This is a genomic window from Pseudomonas bohemica (assembly GCF_002934685.1).
In the GTDB taxonomy this organism is placed as follows: domain Bacteria; phylum Pseudomonadota; class Gammaproteobacteria; order Pseudomonadales; family Pseudomonadaceae; genus Aquipseudomonas; species Aquipseudomonas bohemica.
In genome coordinates, this window is sequence record NZ_NKHL01000108.1 from 14,354 (window position 1) to 39,589 (window position 25,236).

Annotated in this window: 26 protein-coding genes; 15 read left to right on the forward strand and 11 right to left on the reverse strand. The window is 60.7% G+C overall.

All coding sequences use genetic code 11. The features are described from left to right. Window positions 1-102 precede the first annotated feature (102 nt). The 3 genes from rnd to CE491_RS14100 all read left to right on the forward strand — a co-directional run bounded on the left by rnd (window position 103) and on the right by CE491_RS14100 (window position 2,588). Window positions 103-1,236, forward strand: a complete 1,134-nt coding sequence (gene rnd / locus CE491_RS14090; protein ID WP_110948941.1) for a ribonuclease D — start codon at window positions 103-105, stop codon at window positions 1,234-1,236. Beyond that, window positions 1,233-1,526, forward strand: a complete 294-nt coding sequence (locus CE491_RS14095) for a YcgL domain-containing protein (RefSeq protein WP_110948942.1) — start codon at window positions 1,233-1,235, stop codon at window positions 1,524-1,526. Before rnd ends, CE491_RS14095 begins: the two co-directional genes overlap by 4 nt. 129 nt (window positions 1,527-1,655) lie before the next feature. Further along, on the forward strand, window positions 1,656-2,588 hold the full coding sequence (locus tag CE491_RS14100; RefSeq protein ID WP_110948943.1) for a D-2-hydroxyacid dehydrogenase: 933 nt from the start codon (window positions 1,656-1,658) through the stop codon (window positions 2,586-2,588). A 170-nt stretch (window positions 2,589-2,758) separates the two neighbouring features. Here CE491_RS14100 and CE491_RS14105 read toward each other — a convergent pair whose 3' ends face one another. Beyond that, window positions 2,759-3,352: a nitroreductase family protein gene (locus CE491_RS14105; RefSeq protein ID WP_110948944.1), complete on the reverse strand. Its 594-nt coding sequence runs from the start codon at window positions 3,350-3,352 to the stop codon at window positions 2,759-2,761. A gap of 281 nt (window positions 3,353-3,633) precedes the next feature. Between CE491_RS14105 and CE491_RS14110 the strand changes: the two genes are divergently transcribed. Further along, the gene (locus CE491_RS14110) at window positions 3,634-4,083 is read left to right on the forward strand and encodes a YcgN family cysteine cluster protein (protein ID WP_110948945.1); all 450 of its coding nucleotides are present in this window, start codon (window positions 3,634-3,636) and stop codon (window positions 4,081-4,083) included. A gap of 187 nt (window positions 4,084-4,270) precedes the next feature. Here CE491_RS14110 and CE491_RS14115 read toward each other — a convergent pair whose 3' ends face one another. The 4 genes from CE491_RS14115 to CE491_RS14130 all read right to left on the reverse strand — a co-directional run bounded on the left by CE491_RS14115 (window position 4,271) and on the right by CE491_RS14130 (window position 6,489). Beyond that, window positions 4,271-4,642, reverse strand: coding sequence for a YgaP family membrane protein (locus CE491_RS14115; RefSeq protein ID WP_110948946.1), 372 nt, complete (start codon window positions 4,640-4,642; stop codon window positions 4,271-4,273). A gap of 85 nt (window positions 4,643-4,727) precedes the next feature. Then, entirely contained in the window at window positions 4,728-5,216 is a 489-nt protein-coding gene (locus tag CE491_RS14120) for an RNA methyltransferase (RefSeq protein ID WP_110948947.1), read from the reverse strand. 156 nt (window positions 5,217-5,372) lie between these two features. After that, window positions 5,373-5,744 (reverse strand): YajD family HNH nuclease, encoded by a 372-nt coding sequence (locus tag CE491_RS14125; RefSeq protein ID WP_110948948.1) that lies wholly within the window; start codon window positions 5,742-5,744, stop codon window positions 5,373-5,375. Between the two features lie 58 nt (window positions 5,745-5,802). Then, entirely contained in the window at window positions 5,803-6,489 is a 687-nt protein-coding gene (locus CE491_RS14130) for a spermidine synthase (RefSeq protein ID WP_110948949.1), read from the reverse strand. 111 nt (window positions 6,490-6,600) lie between these two features. Here CE491_RS14130 and CE491_RS14135 point away from each other — a divergent pair, with 111 nt between their 5' ends. Beyond that, entirely contained in the window at window positions 6,601-6,888 is a 288-nt protein-coding gene (locus CE491_RS14135) for a hypothetical protein (RefSeq protein ID WP_110948950.1), read from the forward strand. 167 nt (window positions 6,889-7,055) lie between these two features. Here the strand turns inward: CE491_RS14135 and CE491_RS14140 are convergent, their stop codons facing one another. Both CE491_RS14140 and CE491_RS14145 read right to left on the reverse strand, forming a co-directional pair. Next, a complete protein-coding gene (locus CE491_RS14140) occupies window positions 7,056-7,529 on the reverse strand; it encodes a Crp/Fnr family transcriptional regulator (protein WP_110948951.1) in 474 nt (157 codons plus the stop codon). 105 nt (window positions 7,530-7,634) lie between these two features. Then, window positions 7,635-9,692 (reverse strand): S9 family peptidase, encoded by a 2,058-nt coding sequence (locus CE491_RS14145; protein ID WP_110948952.1) that lies wholly within the window; start codon window positions 9,690-9,692, stop codon window positions 7,635-7,637. A gap of 142 nt (window positions 9,693-9,834) precedes the next feature. On the opposite strand from CE491_RS14145, the gene CE491_RS14150 reads away from it, so the two are divergent. The 6 genes from CE491_RS14150 to CE491_RS14175 all read left to right on the forward strand — a co-directional run bounded on the left by CE491_RS14150 (window position 9,835) and on the right by CE491_RS14175 (window position 14,516). Further along, window positions 9,835-10,344 (forward strand): MFS transporter, encoded by a 510-nt coding sequence (locus tag CE491_RS14150; RefSeq protein WP_234407596.1) that lies wholly within the window; start codon window positions 9,835-9,837, stop codon window positions 10,342-10,344. A gap of 138 nt (window positions 10,345-10,482) precedes the next feature. Then, complete coding sequence (locus CE491_RS14155; protein WP_110948953.1) at window positions 10,483-11,256, forward strand: class II glutamine amidotransferase; 774 nt, start codon at window positions 10,483-10,485, stop codon at window positions 11,254-11,256. Between the two features lie 13 nt (window positions 11,257-11,269). After that, entirely contained in the window at window positions 11,270-11,794 is a 525-nt protein-coding gene (locus CE491_RS14160; RefSeq protein WP_110948954.1) for a DUF2937 family protein, read from the forward strand. A 345-nt stretch (window positions 11,795-12,139) separates the two neighbouring features. Beyond that, window positions 12,140-12,892: a 5-oxoprolinase subunit PxpA gene (locus CE491_RS14165; RefSeq protein ID WP_110948955.1), complete on the forward strand. Its 753-nt coding sequence runs from the start codon at window positions 12,140-12,142 to the stop codon at window positions 12,890-12,892. After that, window positions 12,889-13,593, forward strand: coding sequence for a 5-oxoprolinase subunit B family protein (locus CE491_RS14170; RefSeq protein ID WP_110948956.1), 705 nt, complete (start codon window positions 12,889-12,891; stop codon window positions 13,591-13,593). The genes CE491_RS14165 and CE491_RS14170 overlap by 4 nt, the downstream gene beginning before the upstream one ends. Further along, the gene (locus CE491_RS14175; RefSeq protein WP_110948957.1) at window positions 13,590-14,516 is read left to right on the forward strand and encodes a 5-oxoprolinase subunit C family protein; all 927 of its coding nucleotides are present in this window, start codon (window positions 13,590-13,592) and stop codon (window positions 14,514-14,516) included. Before CE491_RS14170 ends, CE491_RS14175 begins: the two co-directional genes overlap by 4 nt. Before the next feature lie 93 nt (window positions 14,517-14,609). Here CE491_RS14175 and CE491_RS14180 read toward each other — a convergent pair whose 3' ends face one another. The 3 genes from CE491_RS14180 to CE491_RS14190 form a co-directional block, all read right to left on the reverse strand. Beyond that, on the reverse strand, window positions 14,610-15,788 hold the full coding sequence (locus CE491_RS14180; RefSeq protein ID WP_110948958.1) for a vWA domain-containing protein: 1,179 nt from the start codon (window positions 15,786-15,788) through the stop codon (window positions 14,610-14,612). Between the two features lie 30 nt (window positions 15,789-15,818). Next, window positions 15,819-16,664 carry an AAA family ATPase gene (locus CE491_RS14185; protein ID WP_081567723.1) on the reverse strand — a complete coding sequence of 282 codons (846 nt, stop codon included), beginning with the start codon at window positions 16,662-16,664 and terminating at the stop codon, window positions 15,819-15,821. 383 nt (window positions 16,665-17,047) lie between these two features. Further along, a complete protein-coding gene (locus tag CE491_RS14190) occupies window positions 17,048-18,124 on the reverse strand; it encodes a DUF748 domain-containing protein (RefSeq protein WP_110948959.1) in 1,077 nt (358 codons plus the stop codon). 126 nt (window positions 18,125-18,250) lie between these two features. Here CE491_RS14190 and cysK point away from each other — a divergent pair, with 126 nt between their 5' ends. The 4 genes from cysK to CE491_RS14205 all read left to right on the forward strand — a co-directional run bounded on the left by cysK (window position 18,251) and on the right by CE491_RS14205 (window position 21,615). Then, on the forward strand, window positions 18,251-19,225 hold the full coding sequence (cysK, locus tag CE491_RS14195; protein WP_110948960.1) for a cysteine synthase A: 975 nt from the start codon (window positions 18,251-18,253) through the stop codon (window positions 19,223-19,225). Window positions 19,226-19,450: 225 nt separating this feature from the next. Continuing rightward, complete coding sequence (locus CE491_RS14200) at window positions 19,451-20,389, forward strand: aspartyl/asparaginyl beta-hydroxylase domain-containing protein (protein WP_110948961.1); 939 nt, start codon at window positions 19,451-19,453, stop codon at window positions 20,387-20,389. A 101-nt stretch (window positions 20,390-20,490) separates the two neighbouring features. Next, window positions 20,491-20,658 carry a hypothetical protein gene (locus tag CE491_RS30260; protein ID WP_199885110.1) on the forward strand — a complete coding sequence of 56 codons (168 nt, stop codon included), beginning with the start codon at window positions 20,491-20,493 and terminating at the stop codon, window positions 20,656-20,658. 102 nt (window positions 20,659-20,760) lie between these two features. Next, window positions 20,761-21,615 carry a DMT family transporter gene (locus CE491_RS14205; RefSeq protein WP_110948962.1) on the forward strand — a complete coding sequence of 285 codons (855 nt, stop codon included), beginning with the start codon at window positions 20,761-20,763 and terminating at the stop codon, window positions 21,613-21,615. A gap of 136 nt (window positions 21,616-21,751) precedes the next feature. Here the strand turns inward: CE491_RS14205 and CE491_RS14210 are convergent, their stop codons facing one another. Beyond that, window positions 21,752-25,225 (reverse strand): hybrid sensor histidine kinase/response regulator, encoded by a 3,474-nt coding sequence (locus CE491_RS14210; RefSeq protein WP_110948963.1) that lies wholly within the window; start codon window positions 25,223-25,225, stop codon window positions 21,752-21,754. Window positions 25,226-25,236 lie beyond the last annotated feature (11 nt).

Below are 25,236 nucleotides of genomic sequence, written 5' to 3' on the forward strand. Positions count from 1 at the left end.
CAATAAACACTGAAGATGAAGTTGTTCGAGACTTGCAGGACGGATGCCCGGTAACCGCCTGTAGCGATATATACTGCGCGCCATTCTTCAAGGGAGAGCCGTGTGGCCATCGATATTCACTGGATTCGCGACGACGACAGCCTCGCCCAACATTGCGCACAATGGCAGACACTGCCGTTTGTCGCACTCGACACCGAATTCATGCGTGTCGACACCTTCTATCCCATCGCCGCGCTGTTGCAGATCGGTGATGGTTCGCGTGCCTACCTGATCGACCCGTTGCTGATCAATGACTGGAAGCCTCTGGCCGAGCTGCTGGATAATTCCGACGTCATCAAGGTGGTTCATGCCTGCAGTGAAGACCTCGAAGTCCTGCTGCGTCTGACCGGCAGTCTGCCTGCACCGTTGTTCGATACCCAACTGGCCGCCGCTTATCTGAACCTCGGGTTCTCGATGGGCTATTCGCGCCTGGTGCAGGAAGTACTGAACATCGAGTTGCCCAAAGGCGAAACCCGTTCGGACTGGCTGCAGCGGCCGCTGTCCGCAACCCAGATCAGCTACGCCGCCGAAGACGCGGTGCATCTGGCCGAAGTCTACAGCCTGCTGCGCCCGCGGTTGTCCGACGAAAAATACGCCTGGGTGCTCGAAGACGGCGCCGAACTGGTAGCCAACCTGCGTCGCGAAATCGACCCTTACGAGGTCTATCGCGAAGCCAAGCTGGCCTGGAAGCTGTCCCGCGCGCAACTGAACGTGCTGCGCGAACTGTGCGCCTGGCGCGAGCAACAGGCCCGTCTGCGCAATCAGCCGCGTAACCGGGTGTTGCGCGAGCATGCGTTGTGGCCGCTGGCCAAGAGTCAGCCGGACAACCTCGGGGCGCTGGCGAAGATCGAAGACATGCACCCCAAGACCGTGCGCCAGGACGGCGAATTTCTGCTGGAGCTGATCAAGAAGGCCGGCAGCGTGTCGCCTGATTTGTGGCCGCCGGCATTGCCCGAGCCGCTGCCGATCGAAGCGTCGAATGTATTGAAGAGCCTGCGTGCCATTGGCCAGCAACAAGCCGAACGCCTGAACATGGCGCCGGAGCTGATGCTGCGCAAGAAGACTCTCGAAGCCCTGCTCAAGACCGGTTTCCCTGACGGTCCCTATAAACTGCCCGATTCGCTGCGTGGCTGGCGCCGCGAATTGATGGGCCAGATGCTGCTCGACAGCCTGGCCAACGCCGGAGAACAGCCTTGAAACGTATCTGCTCCATTTATCGCAGTCCGCGCAAGAACGGGATGTACCTGTATGTGCTCAAGAGCGATGCGCTCGAGCGGATGCCGGACGAACTGCTCAGCGCATTCGGCAAGCCGCAGCACGCCTTCGATCTGGTGCTCACGCCTGAGCGCACCCTGGCCCGCGAGGATATCCATGCGGTGCTGGCCAATCTGGAAAAGCAGGGCTATCACCTGCAGATGCCGCCGGCCGAAGACGAGTACATCGAGCATTTGCCCGAAGAGTTGCTGCGCCGCAACGATCCGGTCTGACCGATTTCGACCCTGCAATTGAGCGCAGGGGTTTACCGGACCGCGGTGTTTCGGCCTGCTTTGTTTTGATGAAGCGTGGTAGCCGGATGTCCCGCGGTCGCATGTCCTGATTTTTTGAGTTCTGAATCCATGCACGTTCTGATCGCCGAGCACGATTATGTTGTTTACACCGAACTGCTTCGCAAGGCCGCTCCCGACATCGAAGTGCTCAGCAGCGGCGACTCCGCCGAACTGTCGAAAATGGCTGCCGATGCCCCGGTCTGGCTAGGGCAACCTGACCTGCTGGCGAACCTGCTGCGTCAGGGGCACAAACCACAATGGCTGCAATCGACCTGGGCCGGTATCACGCCGTTGCTGGCTGACGGGCTCAATCGCGACTACCGCTTGACACGCGCGGTGGGTATCTTCGGTCAGGTCATGGCCGAGTTCGTTTTGACTTATATGCTGGTTCACGAGCGCGAAGTGTTGGCGCGGCTTGTGAGTCAGGTCGAGCGCAAATGGGATGGCCGTATGGGGCAGAGCCTGGCCGGGCGCAAGGCGCTGATCGTCGGCACCGGCGATATCGGCGTCAGCGTGGCGCAGTTTCTCGTGCCGTTTGGCGTTGAGCTGTATGGCGTCGCCTCGACCGTCCGCACGCTCGCGCCGTTCATTGAAGTGGGCGCGCTGGAGGATTTGCCACGGCTGGTGGGCGAGGTGGATTTCGTCATCAACCTGCTTCCCAACACGCCGCAGACTCACGATATCTATGATGCGAAGCTGTTCGCCCAATTCAAGCCGTCGGCGTTGTTCATCAACGTCGGACGCGGCGTGGCGGTGGTTGACGCCGATCTGGTCAGTGCATTGAAGGAAGGCCATCTGGCAGGCGCGGTGATTGACGTCTGCCGTCAGGAACCATTACCGCAGCGCCACCCGTTCTGGACCGCCTGGGGCCTGCTGTTGACCGGCCACAGCTCGGCACCGACCTCGCCATTGGCCATGACCCGACTGTTCGTCGAGAACCTGAAGGCGTTTACGGCGGGTGAGGCGTTGCGTGGGGAAGTGGATTTCGCGAAGGGGTATTGAGCCCTCGGCATCCTGAAGTCCCATGTGGGAACGAGCTTGTTCACGAAAGCAGACTTACAGGCCCTACATCTGTTGTGGATGTACCAGCCCATTCGTGAGCAAGCTCACTCCCACAGGTCATTCCTGCGCCCGGAGATCAGGTTTGATCAGCTCTCAGGGCGTCGCAGGTATTACAAGCTAAAATCCCCCTCTGCCACCAACTCTGCCAGCGGACGACGCGGGCTTGGGGTTTCGCGGGCTTGCAGGTACTCGGCCAGGCTCGCCTTGTCGCCCAGCTTGCCGATCGCCACGGCGGCATGCAGTGCGTAGCCTTCCGGGATTTTCAGTTCCTTGCGGGTCAGCTCCTGATCGAAGCCTGCCATGCCGTGGGTGTGCCAGCCGCTCAGGCTCGCTTGCAGCGCCAGATGGCCCCAGGCCGAACCGGTGTCGAAGGTGTGCCACAGCGCAGGCGTCTCTTCGGTGGCGCCTGGCGCGATGAAAGTGGTCTTGGAAATGATGATCACCAGCGCCGATGCGTGCTGCGCCCAACCGCGGTTGAATTCATTCAGCAGACCCAGAAAACGCTCCCAGTTCGGCGTGTCACGGCGGGCATAGAGGAAACGCCAAGGCTGCGAGTTGTAGGCCGACGGCGCCCAACGCGCGGCTTCGAAGAAGCTCAGCAGGGTCTCTTGCGGGATGCTTTCGCCATTGAAGGCGCGTGGCGACCAGCGATCGGTGAATTGTGGATGAATGGCGTATTCGGCAACGCGAGAGTTGTCGCTCATGGAATTTCTGATCCTGAAGAATTGAGGTGACCGCCCGCTACCAGAGGCGACGAGCGGAATCAGTCAGATGGGCCGTGGACGGCAGGCATCGTCGAAACATAGTGCGCGTAACGCGTATGTCGCGAGGGCGCTGAGGCTGCAATCGCGAGAACGTAAAACTACTGCGCTGGCCGTTTGCTGACAAGTCCACGCTTACCGACAGTCGCCAGCGCTTGGCCCCAGTGCGATGTGCCACTAGACTGGCGGCCTTTTCATTACCCGATACCGATCCCCGCGAAATCATGGCCGCCAAAGTCGAACCGTTCTGGATGCGCAAAACCCTCTCTCAACTCGATCAGGTGGAGTGGGAGTCCCTGTGCGACGGTTGTGGCTTGTGTTGCCTGCAAAAGCTCGAGGATGAGGACGACGGCAGCGTCTATTACACGCGCATCGCCTGCAAGTTGCTGGACCTGGATAGCTGCCAGTGCACCGATTACCCGAATCGTCGCGCGCAGGTATCCGATTGCATTCAGCTCACGCCCGGTCAAGCCGATGAGTTCAAGTGGTTGCCACCCACCTGCGGCTACCGATTGGTTAGCGAGGGCAAGGATCTGCCGCTCTGGCACCATCTGGTGTGCGGCGACCGGGATCAGGTCCACAAGCAACGCATTTCCCAGTCCGGCCGCATGCTCAGCGAGAAGAGCGTGGCCGAAGACGATTGGGAGGATTACCTGATCTTTCGCGCTGGCTGATTGGTCCGTGAGCCAGAGCGATCGGAGCGCCTGTCGCGACAGAAATGGTGAGGAGAAGGCGCAGCTCAATTCGCTCGGCGATTTATCGAATGAATTTCATTCTGTGAGAACGACTTGCCGGCGGTGGTCTCCCTGAGATCGCTACCGCCGGCAAACCGTGCTGTTGCATCCATCTAGCAGGGCTGCATCAGACGCCCTTCGGCCCTGTCACCGCATCGACGCCTTTCACAACGGCTTCTTCCGCCGCCACCTCCGCCTTGGTCTTGAGCTTGCTCAGCTCGGCGCCGGCCTCTTCGATTCGTGTGCGCGCCAGGTCCATGTCGCTGCGGCTTTTCTCCAGCAGCGACTTGGCCGAGCAGTGACCGGTAATGCCGCGGGCCAGCACGGCGCCGCCGATAGCCAGCTGCACGAGGCCGAAGATGCCGCCACGGCGCAGGCCTTTGCCCATCATCAGCACGCCACCGGCCAGCGAGCCGATACGCTCCCAACCCTGTACGTTCTGCTCTGGGTAATCGTGTAGCGGGCGTTCGACGCGTTTAAGGATCGGGGTATCGCTCATGATGCGCTCTCCAGGAAAAGTAAGGTCCCTAAAGCTGACTGTCACAAGCACAAACTGTTCAATGCGTTTTGTCGCGACGAGTCGATCAGGTGCGATCGGTTTCGCGACCGAATTGTGGCCCGGAGCGCGTGTTGTTGCCCTTGGCCATGCGATCGTAAAGCACGACATTGACGGTCGCTGCCAGGTTCATGCAGCCGGTGGTAGGGATGTACACCACATCTTCGCACCAGTCGCGAATCTCTTTATCCAGCGAGCCATCTTCCGGGCCGAAGATGTAGATCGCGCGATCCGGGTGAGTGTATTCGGGCAGCGAACGAGCGCCTTCCACCAGTTCCACGGCGACGGGCACGCAGCCAAGGGGGATGATCTTTTTCAGGTCATCGATGCCGATCAGCGGAATGTCCTGATGGATCTTCTTGGTGTCGGTCACGAAATCCCGGGCCCGCTCGTAGCGCTTGCCGGTATAGAACACCGACGCCACCCCGTAACAGCCCGCCGCGCGCATCACCGAACCGACGTTTTCCGGGGATTTGGGGTTGTACAAGCCGATGCAGGCATAGCGTTTGTTGGCCACGGAGGAGGTGCTCGCTGGAAAAGGCCAGCATTATACGGGAGGTCAGATGAAGGCGGGATACTGTGGGAGCGCGCTTGCCCGCGATGGCTTATGTCCATCCGACCCTCTTATGGCGGCTGTACAGACGTCTTCGCGGGCAAGCACGCTCCTGCAGGTTTAATCCTCTTTCTTCATCAATCCGGCCAGCGCGGCGAACGGGTTGTGGGTCGCTTTCGCCGTTTTCGGGCTGCTGGTCGAGCTGTCGGAGAAGTACTGTTGATCGGTGTAGCGCGAGTGCTCGTTGTCGTGGCAGTACAGGCACAAAAGCTCCCAGTTGGAGCCGTCCTGCGGGTTGTTATCGTGATTGTGATCGCGGTGGTGCACGGTCAGCTCGCTCAGGCGCTTGCCGGAAAACTCCCGGGCACAACGGCCGCAGACGTGCGGGTACATGCGCAGGGCCTTGTCGCGATAGCCCATTTCGCGATCGCGCTGGGCATCGGCAAGGATGCGATCGAGCTTGGAAGTGTTGGTCGGCGTTCCCGAACTCATGTGTCACCTGTTTCGTGTTCTGTTGGCAATGGGACAAGTCTAGCGCTTTGCTCGTCGCTCAGCCCTTGAGTTTTTCCGCAATCCAGATCGTATGGCGCGTGCCCTTGTTGCCGTGGGCGTAGACCTTGACCTCTTCGGCCTTGAAACCGGCCTTGCGCAGTTTGTCACTGAACGCGGCATCGGCGCTGGCGGACCAGACGGCCAGCACGCCTTTGGGCCGCAACGCGCTGGCGCAGGCGGCAAGCCCACCGGATGAATACAGCCAGCTGTTGGACTTCTGCGTCAGGCCTTCGGGGCCGTTGTCGACGTCGAGCATGATTGCGTCGAAGCCCTGAGGCTCGCTTTTCAACACCTGAGCCACGTCCTGGATGACGACCCTGGCGCGCGGATCGTGCAACGGATTACCGGATTTCTCACCCAGCGGGCCACGATTCCACTCGACAACCCCCGGCACCAGTTCGGCCACTACCACCTCGCCGTTCTTGCCCAGATGCTTGAGCGCCGAGGCAAGTGTGAAGCCCATGCCCAGCCCGCCGATCAACACGCGGGGTTGCAGGCGTGACGCAACTTTCCTGCAGGGGATTTCGGCCAGTGCGTCTTCGGAACCATGCATGCGCGTGTTCATCAACTGGCCGCCGTCGCCGCCCTGGATCTTGATCACGAAATCCTCGCCGTACTCGAACAGGCACAGGGCGCCGCCGTTGTCGGGGATCGGGGTGGTGTCGAGCAGAACGAAACGTTTCATGGAAAACTCGGTGGGCAGCGTGGCGGGGCGCAGAGCAATTTGTCAGCGCACGAAGCGCTGGGCAGGAGTAGCCTGAGCATCCCAGCAAAAGATTGGCAGTGGAGGCCAACGATGAAGCGGTCCATTCTAGCGGCGATTGCCCTGGCGATGCTTGGCGTTTCGCAGGCGTTTGCCGAGAATCTGCAACCTGTCCTCAACACCCCCGAGCCAATCGCCGCCACCTCCGGCTCGCCCGGCACGGCTACGCCGACTCCTTATCCGCAAGTCAGCCCGCCCAGCGTTCCCCGCGCGGGAGGGCAGGGCAATCCGCCGTTATTGCCAAAAATCCCCCAGCCGGGGCCGCCAAAGGAAGATGAGCCGTCGCCGGGGTTGCCGCCTCCCCAAAAGCCAAGTCCGTGAGCGGTGAAACACTAACGGCAGCTCACCAACGCCATAGGCGTGAGCTTGCTCATGAATACGATGCTCCAAGCGCAGTAGATGTAGCGAATGCACTGATTTCCTCGTGAGCAAGCTGACTCCCACAGAGGTTGCGGTCGCCAGCTAGTCCGAAAAAACGGCAGCGTGGGTTATTCCTGCTGCGCCAACACCTGCCCATCCATCATCCGCAAGCGCTTGGACATGGCGATGGCGATGGCGCGGATGATCTTGGCCGCTACCCTGGGCGCTTCGTTGAGCATCTTGTCCAGTGAATCCTTGCCCAGATTCAACAGATAGCAAGGCGAGGCGGCGATGCAGCTGGCCGAGCGGCGTTCGCCGTCCAGTACCGCCATCTCGCCAAACGCCCGGCCGCTACGCAGGATGGCGGTTTCCACCTGTTTGCCATCGCCGTTGAGCTTCTGCACCGACACCGTACCCGAGTGGATGACGCACATGAAGGTGCCGGCGTCGCCCTCGTTGAAGATGGCGTCGCCTTTCTCGATGCTGCTGATGCTGAAGTAACCCGCCGCCGCAGAGAAATCCGCTGGCGTGAGCGCGAGGAACAGACCGCAGTCCATCAGCATCTCGCGGATTTCATTGTTCAAGGATGACGATATCGGCATGGGATGTTCTTGTTCAGTGTTTTGAAAATGATTCAGTAGCAGACGACCCGGAGGACACAACGCCTGCCAGCAGTCTGATATGACAAACGGCCGCAACGGAGTTCCTCAGGCCAGCTGCAATACCTTGAAAACAAAACCGTATTCGAGCGCTACATCACGCAATCCTTGATAACGGCCACTCATCCCGCCGTGCCCCGCACCCAGTTCGGTCTTGAGCAGCAGCAGATTGTCGTTGGTCCTGGTATCGCGCAATTTTGCCACCCACTTGGCCGCTTCCCAATACTGCACGCGGCTGTCGTTGTACCCGGCGATCACCAGCAGCGCCGGATAGGCCTGGGCGCTGACATTCTCATACGGCGCGTAAGCCTTGATCCGAGCGTAGACCTCGGGCTCCTGCGGGTTGCCCCACTCGTCGTATTCAGTAACGGTCAGCGGCAGGTCGGGGTCGAGCATGGTGTTGAGCACGTCGACGAACGGCACCTCTGCGATCGCCGCCTTGAACAGGTCAGGACGCTGATTGACCACCGCGCCGATCAATAGCCCGCCAGCACTGCCGCCGCTGATCACCAGTTTCTCGGCGGTGGTAAGCGTTTGCGCAATCAAATGTTCGGCGCAGGCAATGAAATCGCTGAAGGTGTTCTGTTTGTGCTCCTGCTTGCCGCCGCGATACCAGGCTTCGCCCAATTCGCCGCCGCCGCGCACATGAGCGATGGCAAAGGCGATTCCGCGATCGAGCAGACTGAGCCGCGCATGGGAGAACCACGGATCGAGGCTTTCACCGTAGGCGCCATAGCCGTACAGATACAGTGGCACCTGCTGACCCGCCAGTTCGCGTTTGACTACAAGGCTGATCGGTACCTTGGTACCGTCGGCTGCTGTCGCCCAAAGACGCTGACTGACGTAGGCGTCGGCGTCGAACACACCCAGAACCGGCGTTTCCTTGAGTACGACTTGCTCACCGGTGGCCAGAGTCAATTGACGCACCTGTGGCGGGCGATTCAGCGACTGATAGCGCAGGCGAATCCTGTCGCTGTCGAACTCAAGGGTGTCCTGCACATAGAGGTTGTAGGCCGCGTCCGGCAATTGCACGCGATAGGGCGACAAACCCTGTGGGTGAACTTCAACGATGGGCAGGCCGCCTTCACGCAGGCTCAGGGTCAGCCCCTTGGCGTTGAGGCTGAATCCGTCCAGCATGACCGTCTCGCTGTGCGGGATCAGCGTCTGCCAGTCCTTGCGCTCCGGCACGCCGCCGGTTTTCTCGGGCGCGTGAAACAGGGCGAAGTTAATACCGGCCTGATTACTGCGAATCAGCCAGCTCCAAGTGCCGTCGATCAGGCCGTGATCGACAGAGTATTCGTGACCTTCGCTACGCGGCGCCATGCACACGAACGCCTGCGCAGGTGTACTGGCGTCCAGTACCCAGCTTTCGCCGGTGGTCTTGCTGTCCAGCGCCAGTACCAGTTGGCGCTCGGAGCTGGTGCGATAGCAATGCAGGAAGAAACGCCCGTCCGGCTCGTTGAACACCAGATCCGCCGAGTCGTCGCCCAGTTTGTGACGATAGAGCTTGTGAGGACGGTGGGTTTCATCCAGTTCGCCGAAGAACAGCGTCCGGCTGTCGTTGGCCCAGGTCATGCTGCCGTCGCAGTCCTCGAACGGCAGGCTGGTCACGTCACCTGTGCTCAGTTCCTTGACGTACAGCCGATAAACCTCTTCGCCGCTGGTATCCAGGCTGTAGGCCAGACGCTGATGATCCGGGCTGATGCTGAAGGCACCGAGGGAAAAGAAGCCACCATTGGCCAGCACGTTGGGGTCGAGCAGCAGTTGTTCGGCGGTTTCATCAACCGTCTGCGAATCATCGGCCGGGCGCGGGCAGCGGTAGTGGCGAGCGTACTCGTCGCCTTCGGTGGTGCGGGTGTAATACAGGTACGGCCCCCACGGCGAGGGCAGCGACAGGTCGGTCTCGAGGATGCGCCCCTTGATCTCCTGAAACAGGGTTTCGCGCAATGCCTGTTGATCGGCGAGCTGGCGTTCCTGATAGTCGTTTTCGGCCTTGAGGTAATCGAGCACCTCATCGGTGTCGCGATTCTGCAGCCAGGCATACGGATCGGCACCGTCTGCCTTGCGGGCAAGCGGAGCGCGGGATTTGATGTCGGAAGAAGGCATGCTGGGCTCTCTCAAAAGTGAAACAGACCGCTCCGCCAGCACCTGCACAAGGCGCCGCGGACCGATTACTGAAGCCGGGGAAGCCGGGCTTGCGAAAAGTCGTTATCATAAGCGCCTCTTTACCTGCCTTACCACGGACGTCATGACCGACAACGACTATCTGATTGCCTGGGGCCTTTACGCATTCGCTGCGTTGGGCTGTCTGTTGGTGTGGTTCAAGCTGACGGGCTGGATGTGGCGCTACCTGCGTGAACCGCTGCGGGTGGTTGGTGCGGTCCTGCTGTTCTGCCCGACCATCATCGACCCGGTCAAGGAAAAATACGCGCCGGCCCTGGCCATCAGCGTCCTGGATCTGGGGCTCAAGGTGGGCAATAACGTCTGGCGTGCGGCGCTCGACCTTTCCACCTATGGCGCAATTGCGCTGGGGCTATACGTCATCTTCGCGCTGATCCGTCTGCCGTTCCTGCGCAGGAAAAAGGCTCGCCAGGCCCACGCCCAAGCCGCTGCCGCGCAGGCTGGCGCCGAGCAGACGGAAGACGATCAACCTTTCGCTTCCCAAGACTCAGACCGCTACGCCGGCAAGCCCGTCGAGCTCGCCAAGGACATAAACGCAGCCCCGGGCGGCCGCTATCGGGTCGAGCCCAAACTTTGATATTGATTGGTATCCCGTAGGAGCGCGCTTGCCCACGAAAGATGTGTCTGACTCTACAGATGCTTGATTCCACTAACGTATCGCGGGCAAGCGCCTTCCTGCAGGGGTATGTGCGATTGGACGTACCGAGACCTGAGCATGTGTGAACTTCTGGGCATGAGTGCCAATGTACCGACCGACATTGTGTTCAGCTTCACCGGGCTGATGCAGCGTGGCGGGCGCACCGGTCCCCACCGTGATGGTTGGGGCATCGGGTTCTATGAAGGGCGCGGCCTGCGTCTGTTTCAGGACCCGGCCGCCAGTAGCGAGTCCGAGATCGCGCAGTTGGTGCAGCGTTACCCGATCAAGAGCGAAGTGGTCATCGGCCATATTCGTCAGGCCAACGTCGGCAAGGTCTGCCTGTCCAACACCCATCCTTTCGTCCGCGAACTGTGGGGCCGCAACTGGTGTTTCGCCCATAACGGCCAGCTGGCGAATTTTCACCCCCGGGCAACGTTCTATCGCCCGGTCGGAGACACCGACAGCGAAGCTGCGTTCTGCGATCTGCTCAACCGGGTTCGCGAAGGGTTTCCCGAGCCTGTCGAGATCGAACAGCTACTGCCGACGTTGGTCCAAGCCTGCAGCGAGTATCGAGACAGGGGCGTGTTCAATGGCCTGCTCAGTGATGGTGACTGGCTGTTCTGTTTCTGTTCCACCAAGCTGGTGCATATCACCCGGCGAGCGCCGTTCGGGCCTGCGCGGCTCAAGGACGTCGACGTAATTGTCGATTTTCAGGCAGAAACCACTCCTAACGATGTGGTCACGGTCATCGCCACCGAGCCGTTGACAGAGGACGAAACCTGGAATCGCTATGAGCCGGGAAACTGGAGCCTGTGGCGTCGCGGCGAATGCGTGGCCGAAGGCCGTACCTGACAGAGAGGGACCTATGCTGCGAAGCTATGTGCGACTGGTGTTGTTCACGGCAGGCCTGTTGATCGGCGTGCAGATTCCCGGCTTCATCAGCGATTACACCAAGCGCGTCGAAGCGCATCTGATGGAAGCGCAGCAGAACCTGCGGGGCTACACCGAGACCGCTCAGCGCTTCTTCAATGGCGATGTGCAGGCGCTGATCCAGCATTACCGCAGCAGCGACGACCCGGTGTTCCGCACCGATGCCAACAACATCAGCAACCTGCTGAGTCGCACCCAGATCCTCGACCGCGAGTGGCTGGCCCTGCAAGGGCCGTGGTACATGCGCACCTGGCATGTGCTGACCGCTGCCGATCCGGACATCCGCACCGAGACGTGGAACGGCTATACATGGCAAGTGCTGCTATCGCCGGAAGTCATCGGCTGGGGGTTGGCGTGTGCGTTGCTGTTTTCGCTGGTGATCGAAAGTTTCGTGGTGTTCATCGACTGGGTATTCGTGGGGCGGCATCACGTGCGGCAGGTCAATCGGGATTGGCGGTGAGTGCGGACGGGCCCCAGGTCTGATCTTCGACCCCGTGGGAGCGAGCTTGCTCGCGAAAGCTGAATGTCAGGCGCCGAGTCTGTGTCGGGTTCACTGGCCGCTTCGCGAGCAAGCTCGCTCCCACAGTTTTTGCAACGTTGTTTGACGTGTAGCTACCGCGATGGACCACGATACTCGGGTTCACTTTGCTGATCCCTCCCCGCCGCTTTGTTAGTTGAAGGCCTCGTCCCTACGCACCCAGGAATCCGCCTGGACATGACAGGCGAGCTTCAACACTGCAAAGGGTTGCTTTGCACGCGTAGACTCAAGGGTGTCCCCAACCTTTACTCGCACAGGAGATACGCCTTGGGCCGCCTGTTATTGAATTGTGACATCGGCGAAAGCTACGGCGCATGGACCATGGGTCTGGACGCCGAGGTCATGCCGTACATCGACTGCGCCAACATCGCCTGCGGTTTTCACGCGGGTGACCCCAGCGTCATGCGCAAGACCGTGGCCCTGGCCCTGACCCACAACGTAACCATGGGTGCGCATCCGGCGTACCCGGATCTGGTGGGGTTCGGGCGTCGCTCCATGGCTTGCTCGGCACAGGAAATTCAGGACCTGCTGCACTACCAGATCGGCGCCCTGGATGGCGTCTGCCGTGCTCAGGGCGGGCACGTCAGCTACGTCAAGCCCCACGGCGCGATGTACAACGACATGATGGCGAATCCGGCGCAACTGCGTGCGGTCATCGAGGGCGTCGCCCGCTATGACCCGGAACTGCCGTTGATGCTGCTGTCGATGCGCGACAACGGCGCGGCGCAGGCCATTGCCGATGAGTTCGGCATCACGCTCTGGTTCGAGGCCTTCGCCGACCGGGCCTACGACAGTGTCGGCCGTCTGGTTTCGCGCAATCTGCCGGGCGCGGTACATCATGATCCTGAACGGGTCGTCGGCCAGGCAATGACCCTGTCCCGTGGTGAAGCGCTGATCGCTAGCGACGGCAGCGAACTGCTGCTCGATGTCGACACACTGTGCGTTCACGGTGACAACGCCAGTTCCATCGCGGCAGTGCAGCGCATTCGCGAGGCCCTGAACAAGACGTCCGATTCATGAATCTGCGTATCGAAGTCGTCGCGATCGATTGCCTGATGGTGCGTCTGTTCGACACTATCGATGAAGCCAACATGCCGTGGATGCTCGCCGCCAGCCTGCGTCTGCGCGAAGGCTTCGGTGCGCATCTGATTGATCTGGTGCCGTCCTACACCACCTTGATGGTGCATTACGACCTGATGGCGCTGGCGCCGCAGCAGGCGCGGGAGGTCATTGTTCGAGCGTTGCAGGGCCTGTCGCCCGACGCCGCGCGGGGCGGCAGACAACATGTGTTGCCTGTCTGGTACGACCTCAGCGTCGGACCCGAGCTGACGCTGCTGTCCCAACGTAGCGGGTTGTCGATGGTTGAAGTGATCAAGCGCCACAGCCAGCGCGAGTATCAGGTATTCGCCCTGGGATTTGCGCCGGGCTTTGCCTTCATGGGGCTGGTCGAAGAGGTCCTCGCGGCGCCGCGAATCAAGACTCCACGCAAACGCGTCGCCGCCGGCAGCGTAGGCATCGCTGAAAGGCAGACCGCCGCTTACCCGCTGGAGTCTCCCGGCGGCTGGAACATCCTCGGACGCACCCCGGCCAGATTGTTCGACCGCGAAATCGAAGGCTATAGCCTCATGGCGCCCGGCGACACCGTGCGTTTCGCGGTCATCGATCACGCCGAATTCATTCGCCTGGGCGGCGACGACACTCCGCTGGAGGCGCTGACATGAGTGTTTTGACGGTTCAAAACAGCACCCCCTTGTGCCTGTTGCAGGACGCCGGGCGCTTTGGCGTGCGTCACCTGGGCGTGACCCAGGGCGGCGCGCTGGACTGGGTGTCAATGTCCTGGGCCAATAAACTGTTGAACAACCCCTTGGATGCCGCTGTTATCGAGGTGACGCTTGGCGGCCTGACTCTGGTCGCCGAAGACGACTGCTGCCTGGCATTGGCGGGTGCGGACCTGGGCGCCATGCTCGACGAGCGCTCGATCGCACCCTGGCGCAGTTTTTTCATCAGCAAAGGTCAGCAACTGCGCTTCACCCAGCCGGTTTCCGGGGCACGTGCGTACCTTGCTGCCCCCGGCGGATTCGATGCGCTCGGCGTTTTGGGCAGCTGCGCCACCGTCGGCCGGGAAGGGCTGGGCGGACTGGACGGCATCGGCAAGGCGCTGCGCGAGGGAGATCGACTGAGGTATTCGGGTATGTCATTCGAACTGCATGCGTTGCCCGATCAACGGGTCCCGGACCTTGCAGATTCACGCCCGCTGGAAGTGGTGCTCGGCGCGCAGATCGGTCAATTCAGTGGCGTGAGCCTGTTCGACGCTTTCAACAGCGACTGGACCCTCGACAGCCGCGCCGACCGCATGGGCATGCGCCTGCTGGGGCCGGAGCTGGTCTATCAGGGTAAACCGATGATCTCTGAGGGCATCCCGTTGGGCGCGATCCAGGTTCCGCCGGACGGCCAACCCATCGTCCTGCTCAATGACCGCCAGACCATCGGCGGCTACCCAAGACTCGGTGCCTTGACCCCGCTGTCATTGGCGCGCCTGGCGCAGAAACTGCCGGGCAGTGTGGTGCGGATGAGGGCGGTGGTGCAGGAGGTGGCGCATCGGGAGCAGGTGCACTGTCTGGAGCAGCTCCGCCGGACATTCTAGGGTTGCCCTTGCCCGCGATGGCGTCGTGCCAATCAACACATCCGTCACTGACCGGGCGTCATCGCGGGCAAGCGTGCTGCTGCAGTCTCAGCGTTACTTCGCCAGATACCGCATCCCTTCCTCCAGGCCGCGCAACGTCAGCGGGTACATCTGATCCTCGATCAAGTCGCGCACGATGTTGGTCGAAGTGGTGTAGGCCCAGGCATCTTTGGGGTAGGGGTTGATCCAGATGATCTTTTTGAACTTGGCCATAAAGCGGTGCATCCACACGTAGCCTGCTTCTTCATTCCAATGCTCGACGCTGCCGCCCGGCTGGGTGATTTCATAAGGCGCCATCGCGGCGTCGCCGATGAAGATCACTTTGTAGTCGGCGCCATATTTGTGCAGCAGGTCCTGGGTCGAGGTGCGTTCGGACGTGCGCCGCAGATTGTTTTTCCACACCGACTCATAGATGAAGTTATGGAAGTAGAAATACTCCATGTGCTTGAACTCGGTCTTGCAGGCCGAGAACAGCTCTTCGCAGATCTTCACATGGGCGTCCATCGAGCCGCCGATGTCGAACAGCAGCAACAGCTTGATGGTGTTGCGCCGTTCCGGGCGCATCTGGATGTTCAAAAGGCCCGCATCGCGGGCGGTGTGGTCGATGGTGCCGTCGATATCCAGCTCGTCCGCCGCGCCTTGTCGGGCGAATTTTCGCAAACGACGCAGCGCGACCTTGATATTGCGCGTGCCTAATTCCACCTGGTCGTCGAGGTTCTTGTACTCGCGCTGATCCCAGACCTTCGCCGCCTTGCCCTGACGCTTGCCGGCGTCGCCGACACGGATACCTTCAGGGTTATAGCCGCCCGAGCCGAACGGGCTGGTGCCGCCGGTGCCGATCCATTTGTTGCCGCCGGCGTGACGTTCCTTCTGTTCTTCCAGACGCTTCTTGAACTCTTCGATGAGTTTGTCCAGGCCGCCCAGGGACTGGATCTGCGCGCGTTCCTCGTCAGTCAGGGAACGCTCGAATTCCTTGCGCAGCCAGTCTTCGGGAATCAACGCCTGCAAGTGATCATCGAGCTTTTCCAGGCCATTGAAATAGGCCCCGAAAGCCCGGTCGAACTTATCGAAATGGCGCTCATCCTTGACCAGAATCGCCCGCGACAAGTAATAGAACTCGTCCATGTCGGCGAACGTCACCCTGTGTTTCAAGGCGTTGATCAGGTCCAGCAGCTCACGCACCGAGACCGGCACCTTGGCTGCGCGCATTTCGTTGAACAGGTTGAGCAACATAGTGGTTGTCCCGCGATTTATCGTAAGAGCCTAGCGATTGCCACGACGGCTCATGAAGGCCAGACGCTCCAATAGCTGAACATCCTGTTCGTTCTTGACCAGCGCACCGGCCAGCGGGGGGATGGCCTTGGTCGGATCGCGCTCGCGCAGCACAGCTTCACCGATGTTGTCGGCCATCAGCAGTTTCAGCCAGTCCACCAGTTCCGAAGTCGAAGGCTTCTTCTTGAGGCCCGGCACCTTGCGCACGTCGAAGAACACGTCCAGCGCTTCGCTGACCAGGTCCTTCTTGATGTCCGGGTAGTGCACATCGACGATCTGCTGCAGAGTGTTGCGATCCGGGAAGGCAATGTAGTGGAAGAAGCAGCGACGCAGGAACGCGTCCGGCAGTTCCTTTTCGTTGTTCGAGGTAATGATGATGATCGGGCGTTTTTTTGCTTTGATCGTCTCGTCGATCTCGTAAACGTAGAACTCCATCTTGTCGAGTTCCTGCAACAGATCGTTGGGGAACTCGATGTCGGCCTTGTCGATTTCGTCGATCAGCAGAATCACCCGCTCTTCGGCCTCGAAGGCCTCCCAGAGCTTGCCTTTCTTCAGGTAATTGCGCACGTCGTGGACCTTGTCGACCCCCAGCTGCGAATCACGCAGGCGGCTGACGGCGTCGTACTCGTAAAGCCCCTGATGCGCCTTGGTGGTCGACTTGATGTGCCAGGTGATCAGCTTTGCGCCAAAGGATTCGGCCAGTTGCTCGGCGAGCATGGTCTTGCCGGTGCCGGGCTCACCCTTGACCAGGAGCGGACGCTCCAGCGTAATCGCGGCGTTGACGGCAAGCTTCAGATCGTCGGTGGCGACATAGGCGCGGGTGCCTTCGAACTTCATCGGAAAATCCTCGAATATGGCATGCGGACAGCGGCCCGCACGCCGAAAAGAATGCAGCGACTATAATGCGCACGCCGCTCGACTGTGAACGCAGACGCTTTATTCGGTAGCTCAATGGCAGGTCGCGGTTCGACGGCTGGAAAAATTGTAACGTTCACCGCGCGCAGACCGGATTGCCGTCGGCACTGGCGGCCCAGGCTCTGGGAGTGAATACCCGCACCATTACTCGCTACAGCAACGACAGAGAAGCGACGCCGCGCACATTGGCACTGGCCTGTGTCGGATGGGACGCCCTGTAGGCTCAGGGCAGAGGGGCGTCCTGATCGCAGAAACGCGGCCTGCTTATGGCGTTGAGTCAGTCCAGTAGGCGGAGTGACGCACAGTCACTGCGCCTCGCTTTTGCCGCTGTCATACCGCGTGTTGAATGCCTGCACGAACGCGTTCTGCAAAATCTGCAAAAACGCCTGGAATGCGCTGACGTCCTGTTTGTGGATGCTGCCGCTGAGCTCTACGCGGGTAGCGAACTGGTTCTTGCGCTGGTTCTTGAGCACGGTTTCGCTGCCTCCGACCATGGCTTCCCAGATCGAGCGGAAGAAGCCTTTGTTCTTGTTCTCCACGTCCTGTTGCCAGTTGAAGATGTCGACGTCGCGCAGCAGCGGTTTGATATAGCCGCTGAGTTGACCTTTGTTGGCCTTGGCTTCGATGACAACATCGCCATTGCCGGCATTGAAGTCGAATTTGCCGTAGGCGGACGCGAAGTCGTTCAGGCTTTTGAGTTGCAGATCGGTGGCGCGCAATTTGAAGTCGAAATCTTCGAAATTGCTGAACGGGTCGAACGTGGCAGTGGTATCCAGCGTTGCCTCGCCCATCAGCAGCGCCTTGCCTTCGAATCGCGCATCACGTTTGCCGGCGGTGTCGACGACATTGGTGATGTTGTAGACGCTGGCGTTGACCTTGTCGGCTTCGATCTTCACTTTCGGCGTCGAGTTGAAGTTGCTGAAGGTGATCTTGCCATCGACAACCCGGACTTCGTTGAGCGTGATGGGCAGCAATTTGTTCAACTGCGCGCGCCAGTCAGTCCCGGCACCGGTCTGCGATTGTTGTTTGTTGGCGCCGCCGTCGACGAAGTTGAGTTCGGGGCTGATGAACGCAACCTCTGCCACCACAGCATGGTCGTACCAGAGTGAGTGCCAACTGACCGACAGATCGATCACCGGCACCTTGAGCAGTGGAACGGGCACTTTACCGTCGACCTTGACGATGTTCAGGCCGTTGATTTTGTACGCGCCGCGCCACAACGCCAGATCGACGTCCGTCACCTGCCCGCGATAGTCGCCCATGTCGGCGAGTTTTTCATTGAGGTAGTTGCGCACCACATAGGGCAGCGCGATGTGTAGGGCGATCAACAATACAACGAGGCCCACCACTGTCCACAGTGGCCAGCTATAGCGACGTTTCATGACAGTGCTCTCCGGTTTCCTAAGCTTGTTGACTGCCGGCGCTGTCATCGGTTCGCTACGACTGGACGCAATATGCACCCAAGGCATACGCTTTGGGCTTTTCCCCACCTGCACAAGGACCCGGTCATGAGCCGTATTTACGCAGACAACGCCCATTCCATCGGCAATACGCCGCTGGTGCAGATCAACCGCATTGCGCCGCGCGGGGTCACGATTCTGGCCAAGATCGAAGGGCGTAATCCGGGATATTCGGTCAAGTGCCGCATCGGCGCGAATATGATCTGGGACGCCGAAAGCAAGGGCAAACTCAAGCCGGGCATGACCATCGTCGAGCCGACCTCGGGCAACACCGGTATCGGTCTGGCGTTCGTTGCTGCAGCCCGTGGCTATAAATTGGTGCTGACCATGCCTGCGTCCATGAGCATCGAGCGGCGCAAAGTGTTGAAGGCGCTGGGCGCCGAACTTGAACTCACCGAGCCTGCCAAGGGCATGAAAGGCGCGATCGCCAGGGCTGAAGAGCTGGTCGCCAGCGATCCGGGCAAATACTTCATGCCAGCGCAGTTCGAAAATCCGGCCAACCCGGCGATCCACGAAAAGACCACCGGCCCGGAAATCTGGAACGACACCGATGGCGCCATCGACGTGCTGGTGGCGGGTGTCGGCACCGGCGGCACCATCACTGGCGTGTCGCGCTATATCAAGAACACCATGGGCAAGCCGATCACCTCCGTCGCCGTGGAGCCGCTGATCTCGCCGATCATCACCCAAGCGCTGGCTGGTCAGGAAATTACCCCCAGCCCGCACAAGATCCAGGGCATCGGCGCGGGTTTCATCCCGAAAAACCTCGATCTGTCGATCGTCGACAAGGTCGAACTGGTCAGCGATGAAGAAGCCAAGGCCATGGCTCTGCGACTGATGCAGGAGGAGGGGATTCTCTGCGGCATTTCCTGCGGCGCGGCGATGCAGGCGGCGGTGCGTCTGGCCGAGAAGCCGGGAATGCAGGGCAAGACCATCGTCGTGATCCTGCCTGATTCGGGCGAGCGCTATCTGTCCAGCATGCTGTTCAGCGATCTGTTCACCGAACAGGAGCTGTCCCAATAGTCGTATTGGCGGATGCTCGGCTTTTTACCTGGCCGACGAAGGCTTATGATGGGCGCCATTGAGCCCTGCCGAAAATGTGATCCACGTCATTTGGCAGGGCCTGGTAGTGATTAGAATGCCTGGCCTCGATCTGCTTTTGATTCTGCCGAAGGCGTAGGGGCCCTGCGGGCAGAAGCGGTACGGTGAGAGCCACAGTTAGCAATTCCCTGTTCCAAGGAGAGCTTCATGACCTTTTCTTTCGCTGCCAAGGCGGCGATCTTGCTGCTGTTCATCGGCAGTACGCTGTACGTGCATTTGCGCGGCAAGGCGCGCCTGCCGGTATTGCGCCAGTTCGTGAACCACTCCGCGCTTTTCGCGCCGTACAATGCCTTGATGTACCTGTTCTCCAGCGTGCCATCCAAACCCTACCTGGATCGCAGCAAATTTCCTGAACTCGATGTGCTGCGCGACAACTGGGAAACCATTCGCGATGAGGCCATGCATCTGTTCGACGAGGGTTACATTCGCGCAGCGGCCAAGGACAACGACGCCGGTTTCGGTTCGTTTTTCAAGAAAGGCTGGAAGCGTTTTTACCTGAAGTGGTACGACAAACCGCTGCCCTCCGCCGAGGCGCTGTGCCCGAAAACGGTCGAACTGGTCAGCCGCATTCCCAACGTCAAGGGCGCGATGTTCGCCCTGTTGCCCGGCGGCAGCCACCTGAACCCGCATCGCGACCCGTTCGCCGGCTCCTTGCGCTATCACCTGGGCTTGTCGACGCCGAACTCCGACGATTGCCGGATCTTCGTCGATGGCAAGGTCTACGCCTGGCGCGATGGTGAGGACGTGATGTTCGACGAGACCTACGTGCACTGGGTCAAGAACGAAACCGACGTCACTCGCGTGATTCTGTTCTGCGACATCGAACGGCCGCTGAGCAATCGCCTCATGACCTCGATCAACCGCAGTGTCAGCGCGTTCCTCGGTCGAGCCACCGCGCCGCAGAACACCGACGACGAGCGTGTCGGCGGTATCAACCAGGCCTATGCCTTCAGCAAGCGGTTCAGCAACTCCTTCAGCGGCAAGGTCAAGCAGTTCAAACGCGCCAACCCCAAGGCTTATCGCATTCTGCGCCCTGTGCTGGCGGTGGTCGTGCTGACCCTGTTGGGCTACTGGTTGTTTGGCTGATAACTAAACGTTGCATCCTGCGCCGCGCGCTGGTTATATTCAGCGCCGGTGTTTTGAAACAAATCGAAACATCACCCCTCATTCCGAAGAAGATCAGCGCCATGCCTGCTTCCCACTCGCCAATCGTGTTCGACACCACAGCGTCCGCTGTGGGTGAGCCGTGCGGGTGCCAGCAAGCGTTCTACATCACGCGCTATCCACCTCCCTCTCCTGTGACCGGCCCGGTTGCGTGCGTTGTCTCGCCGCCAGCCGTGGTCGTGCTTGGCTGATCGACTGCGCTGACGCCGTCGAATCACGCCTGCAACCCCAACAAAACATCAGTGAATCCGGTTTGCGCCGGGTCCGATTTTGTCTGAATCACAGGTGACACCATGTTTGCTAACAAAGCCCTGGCCTCGATGGCCACGACTACGCTGTTCGTCCTGCTCTGGAGCAGCGGCGCGATTGTCTCCAAGTGGGGCCTGACCCACGCTTCTCCGTTTGCGTTTCTGTTGTTTCGGTTTTTGCTGGCGTTGATCGCCCTGGCCATTCTGATTCCCTCCCTGGGCTACAAACTACCCGCCACGAGACAATCGATGCGCTACGCCCTGGCGACCGGCGCGGTGTTGCTCGGCGCCTATCAGATCTGTTACCTGCTGGCGCTGGACATGAAGGTCGCACCCGGCGTCATGGCCACCATCATGGGGGTGCAGCCGATCCTTACCGCCGTGCTGGTCGAACGTAGCCGCGCATGGTCGCGGATGTTCGGTTTGGGCCTGGGGCTCGCGGGGCTGGTGCTGGTGGTGTTTCAGGGGATCGGCGACGGCGGCTCGCTGGCCGGGATGCTGTTCGGCGTGTTGGGCATGTTGAGCATGACCGGCGGTTCGATCATGCAGAAACGCATCACCGATAATCCGCTTGGCACGCTGCCGGTCCAGTACTTCGCCGGTACTGTCATGTGTGCGTTGTTCGTGCCGTTCCAGCCATTTCACTTCGAGCACAACTTCGGCTTCTACGTGCCGGTCCTGTACATGGGGCTGGTGGTGTCGGTGCTGGCGACCTTCTTACTGTATAGGCTGATCGCCCAGGGCAATCTGGTCAATGTCACCAGCCTGTTCTACCTGGTGCCAGCGGTGACGGCGATCATGGATTACCTGATCTTCGGCAACCGCCTGGCGCTGCTGAGCATGCTGGGGATGGTGCTGATTGTGGTGGGGTTGGCGTTTGTGTTCAGGAAAGTCAGCTAGACCCACTCGACTGTAGGAGCGCGCTTGCGCGCGATGTGTGGAGTATCGGATCATTCGTGATGACACACCGCCTCGCGGTCAAGCGCGCTCCTACAGTCGATCTCGATTGCGGTACGGCAGCAAGAGCGCTTGATACTCAACTCAAACTCACATGCCGACTCAACAGCGCCCGCAATGCCGCAGGCTTCACCGGTTTAGCCAGATATTCCAGCCCCGCCGCGTGCACCTGCGCTATCAGTTCGGGTCTGCCATCGGCGCTGATCAGCACCCCAGGCACCGGTTCCCCCAGCTGCGTGCGCAGCCATGCCATCAGCTCGGTGCCGGTCTCGCCGTGGTCCAGGTGGTAGTCCACCAGGGCCAGATGCGGACGAATGCCGTCGTCGAGCAGATTCTGGCATTCCTGCCGATTGCGCGCCGTCCACACCTGACAACCCCAGCGGCTGAGCAGGCTGTTCATGCCGATCAGGATGCTGTCTTCGTTGTCGATGCACAGCACCTGCGTGCCGTTGAGCGCGGTACGTTGCGGCTCGACGCTGGCCGGTTGCGGCAGGGTCTGGCTTCGGGCCAGCGGCACAGTAACGCTGAACACGCTGCCTAGACCCGGCCAGGATCGCACTTGCAGCGTGTGACCGAGCACCCGACACAAGCCATCGGCAATCGCCAGGCCCAACCCGAGACCTTTCTCGGCGCGGGTCTGGTGGCTGTCCAGCCGTTTGAATTCTTCGAAAATTACCTGACGCTTGTCCTCGGGAATCCCCGGCCCGCGATCCCAGACTTCCAGACTCAGATTCGCCCCCTTGCGCCGTACGCCCAGCAGGATCGGGCCCTTGGCATAACGGAAGGCGTTGGTCAGGAAGTTCTGCAACACCCGACGCAGCAACTTCACGTCACTGGCAATCCGCAATTGGCTGCCCCGTACGCGAAAGCTCAAACCCTGTTCCTGGGCCAGCGCCTTGAACTCGGCGCCCAACGTATCGAACAGACTGTTGAGCGGAAAAGGCGTGATGGTCGGAGTGAATTTGCCGTTTTCCAGGCGGGAAATATCCAGCAGGTCACTGATCAGGTCTTCGGCCGAGCGCAACGAACTGTCCAGGTGCTGAATCAGCTTTTGCGCTTCGTCGGGAATGTTGTTGTCGACGTGGAGCAGAGCAGCGGAGAACAGCCGGGCGGCGTTCATCGGTTGCATCAGATCATGACTGACAGCCGCCAGAAAACGGGTCTTCGACTGGTTGGCCGCTTCGGCGTGGGCCTTTGCTTCGGTAAGCGCGACGTTAAGCTGCGACAGTTCGCGCGTACGCTCGGCGACGCGCTGTTCCAGGCTTTCGTTGACGCCCTTGAGCGCCTGCTCGGCCTCGCGGAAGGCGGTGATGTCGGTGAAGCTCATGACGAAACCACCGCCGGGCATCGGGTTGCCGATCAGCTCGATCACCCGGCCATTGGGGAACAGTCGTTCGGAGGTGTGCGCGCGCCCCTGACGCATCCAGTGCAGGCGGCGGGCGACGTGCACTTCGGCCTCGCCCGCGCCAAGCAGTCCGCGTTCAGCGTTGTAGCGAATGATGTCGGCGATGGGGCGGCCGACGCTGATCAACCCTTCGGGATAGTTGAACAGCTCCAGATAACGGTCATTCCAGGCCACCAGTTTCAGCGACTGGTCGACCACGCTGATGCCTTGGGTGATGTTCTCGATGGCGCCTTGCAAAAGCGCGCGGTTGAACTGCAACACCTCGGAGGCTTCGTCGGCGATGCGCACCACGTCTTCAAGCTGCATGTCGCGGCCTTCGATGGCGGCCTTGACCACGGCGCGGGTCGACGAGGTGCCCAGCACACCGGCCAGCAGGCGCTCGGTGTGGGCAATCCACTCGCCGTTGGCATTCTGGTTGGGGTTGAAGCCTTTGCCCTGACGGTAGGCGAAACGGATGAAGCTCTGTTGCGCGCGTTCTTCACCGACAAAACGCGCCGAGAGCTTGAGCAGGTCTTCGATCTGCACCGCCAGCAGCGAACGATTGTTGGGCCGTACCTGCAACTCCTGGCCGATGAAGCGTCCGGCCTGCCAGTGCTCCGAGACTCGGGTACGCGACAGCAGCGACACCCAGGCGAACAAGATGAAGTTGCCAGCCATCGACAGCACCACGCCTTGGGTCAGCGGGGTGATCGGCAGGTTGAGCGGATTGCCGTGCAGCCAGGCGAGCAGTGGGAAGCTGCTCAGCGACCAGCCCATGCTGTGGGCGGTCAGCGGCAGCACCAGGGTGTAGAACCAGATGAACACCCCCGCCGCCAGGCCTGCGAATACGCCTCGGCGGTTGGCCGGTTTCCAGTACAAGGCGCCGATCATGGCCGGCGCCAGTTGGGTGATGGCAGCAAAGGCGATCTGGCCGATGGTCGCCAGACTCGCGGTCGAGCCGAGCAGACGGTAACTGACGTAGGCCAGCAACAGGATCACCACGATGCTGACCCGACGCACCGAGAGCATCCAGTAGCGGAACACTTCGAACGGACGCTCGGCGGTTTTGCGTCGCAGCAGCCACGGCAGCAACATGTCGTTGGAGACCATGGTCGACAGGGCGACGCTGGCGACGATCACCATGCCGGTGGCTGCCGAGGCGCCCCCGATGAACGCCAGCAGCGCCAGCGCGGGATGCGAATGGGCCAGCGGTACGCTGATCACGAAAGAATCCGGCAGCACCGACCCCGGCAGGAGCATTTGCCCGGCCAGCGCGATCGGCACCACGAACAGCCCGGCCAGCAGCAGATAGGTCGGAAACACCCACTTCGCCAGACGCAGATCCTGCGGCTCGATGTTCTCCACCACGGTGACGTGGAATTGCCGGGGCAGGCAGACGATCGCCATCATCGCTACGCCAGTCTGCACCACCATCGAAGGCCAGTTGATGGTCTCTTTCCAATACTCTTCCAGACGCGGCGCGAGCATGGCCTGATTGAACAGATCGTCAACCCCGTCGTACAGGCCGAAGGTCACGAACACGCCGACGGCCATAAAGGCGAACAGCTTTACCAATGACTCGAACGCGATGGCCAGTACCATGCCGCGGTGGTGTTCGGTGGCGTCCAGGTTGCGGGTGCCGAAGACGATGGTAAATAGCGCCAGGACCAGTGACACGATCAGCGCCGTGTCCTGCGCGCGGGTGCCTGTGGCGTCTGCCCCGGCGCCGATCAGGATGTTCACGCCGAGGACGATGCCCTTGAGTTGCAGGGCGATGTAGGGCAGCACGCCAATCAGGCAGATCAGCGCGACGACTACAGCCAGCGTCTGAGATTTGCCGTAGCGCGCGGCGATGAAGTCGGCGATCGAGGTGATGTTTTCCTGCTTGCTGATGAGCACCATTTTCTGCAGCACCCAGGGCGCCAGCACCATCATCACGATGGGCCCCAGGTAGATCGGCAGGAACGACCACAATTGCTCGGCGGCCTGGCCCACCGCGCCAAAGAACGTCCAGCTGGTGCAGTAGACCGCCAGCGACAGGCTGTACACCCACGCGCGCAATCGTGGCGGCAAGGCACCGCTGCGACGATCGCCGTAGAAGGCAATGGCGAACATGATGGCCATATAGGCCAGGGCGACAGCAGCGATCAGCCCGCTGGACAGCGACATGGGGACTCCGA

Excerpts from the sequence above, each read along its gene's own strand:
- CE491_RS14175 (WP_110948957.1), top strand. The coding sequence starts at position 13,590 with ATGAGTGTTTTGACGGTTCAAAACAGCACCCCCTTGTGCCTGTTGCAG.
- CE491_RS14105 (WP_110948944.1), bottom strand. The coding sequence starts at position 3,352 with ATGAGCGACAACTCTCGCGTTGCCGAATACGCCATTCATCCACAATTC.
- CE491_RS14210 (WP_110948963.1), bottom strand. The coding sequence starts at position 25,225 with ATGTCGCTGTCCAGCGGGCTGATCGCTGCTGTCGCCCTGGCCTATATG.
- CE491_RS14205 (WP_110948962.1), top strand. The coding sequence starts at position 20,761 with ATGTTTGCTAACAAAGCCCTGGCCTCGATGGCCACGACTACGCTGTTC.
- CE491_RS14185 (WP_081567723.1), bottom strand. The coding sequence starts at position 16,664 with ATGAAGTTCGAAGGCACCCGCGCCTATGTCGCCACCGACGATCTGAAG.
- CE491_RS30260 (WP_199885110.1), top strand. The coding sequence starts at position 20,491 with ATGCCTGCTTCCCACTCGCCAATCGTGTTCGACACCACAGCGTCCGCT.
- CE491_RS14135 (WP_110948950.1), top strand. The coding sequence starts at position 6,601 with ATGAAGCGGTCCATTCTAGCGGCGATTGCCCTGGCGATGCTTGGCGTT.
- CE491_RS14160 (WP_110948954.1), top strand. The coding sequence starts at position 11,270 with ATGCTGCGAAGCTATGTGCGACTGGTGTTGTTCACGGCAGGCCTGTTG.
- CE491_RS14130 (WP_110948949.1), bottom strand. The coding sequence starts at position 6,489 with ATGAAACGTTTCGTTCTGCTCGACACCACCCCGATCCCCGACAACGGC.
- CE491_RS14170 (WP_110948956.1), top strand. The coding sequence starts at position 12,889 with ATGAATCTGCGTATCGAAGTCGTCGCGATCGATTGCCTGATGGTGCGT.
- CE491_RS14125 (WP_110948948.1), bottom strand. The coding sequence starts at position 5,744 with ATGAGTTCGGGAACGCCGACCAACACTTCCAAGCTCGATCGCATCCTT.
- CE491_RS14145 (WP_110948952.1), bottom strand. The coding sequence starts at position 9,692 with ATGCCTTCTTCCGACATCAAATCCCGCGCTCCGCTTGCCCGCAAGGCA.
- CE491_RS14140 (WP_110948951.1), bottom strand. The coding sequence starts at position 7,529 with ATGCCGATATCGTCATCCTTGAACAATGAAATCCGCGAGATGCTGATG.
- CE491_RS14150 (WP_234407596.1), top strand. The coding sequence starts at position 9,835 with ATGACCGACAACGACTATCTGATTGCCTGGGGCCTTTACGCATTCGCT.
- CE491_RS14110 (WP_110948945.1), top strand. The coding sequence starts at position 3,634 with ATGGCCGCCAAAGTCGAACCGTTCTGGATGCGCAAAACCCTCTCTCAA.
- CE491_RS14180 (WP_110948958.1), bottom strand. The coding sequence starts at position 15,788 with ATGTTGCTCAACCTGTTCAACGAAATGCGCGCAGCCAAGGTGCCGGTC.
- CE491_RS14155 (WP_110948953.1), top strand. The coding sequence starts at position 10,483 with ATGTGTGAACTTCTGGGCATGAGTGCCAATGTACCGACCGACATTGTG.
- CE491_RS14190 (WP_110948959.1), bottom strand. The coding sequence starts at position 18,124 with ATGAAACGTCGCTATAGCTGGCCACTGTGGACAGTGGTGGGCCTCGTT.
- cysK (WP_110948960.1), top strand. The coding sequence starts at position 18,251 with ATGAGCCGTATTTACGCAGACAACGCCCATTCCATCGGCAATACGCCG.
- CE491_RS14115 (WP_110948946.1), bottom strand. The coding sequence starts at position 4,642 with ATGAGCGATACCCCGATCCTTAAACGCGTCGAACGCCCGCTACACGAT.
- CE491_RS14100 (WP_110948943.1), top strand. The coding sequence starts at position 1,656 with ATGCACGTTCTGATCGCCGAGCACGATTATGTTGTTTACACCGAACTG.
- CE491_RS14200 (WP_110948961.1), top strand. The coding sequence starts at position 19,451 with ATGACCTTTTCTTTCGCTGCCAAGGCGGCGATCTTGCTGCTGTTCATC.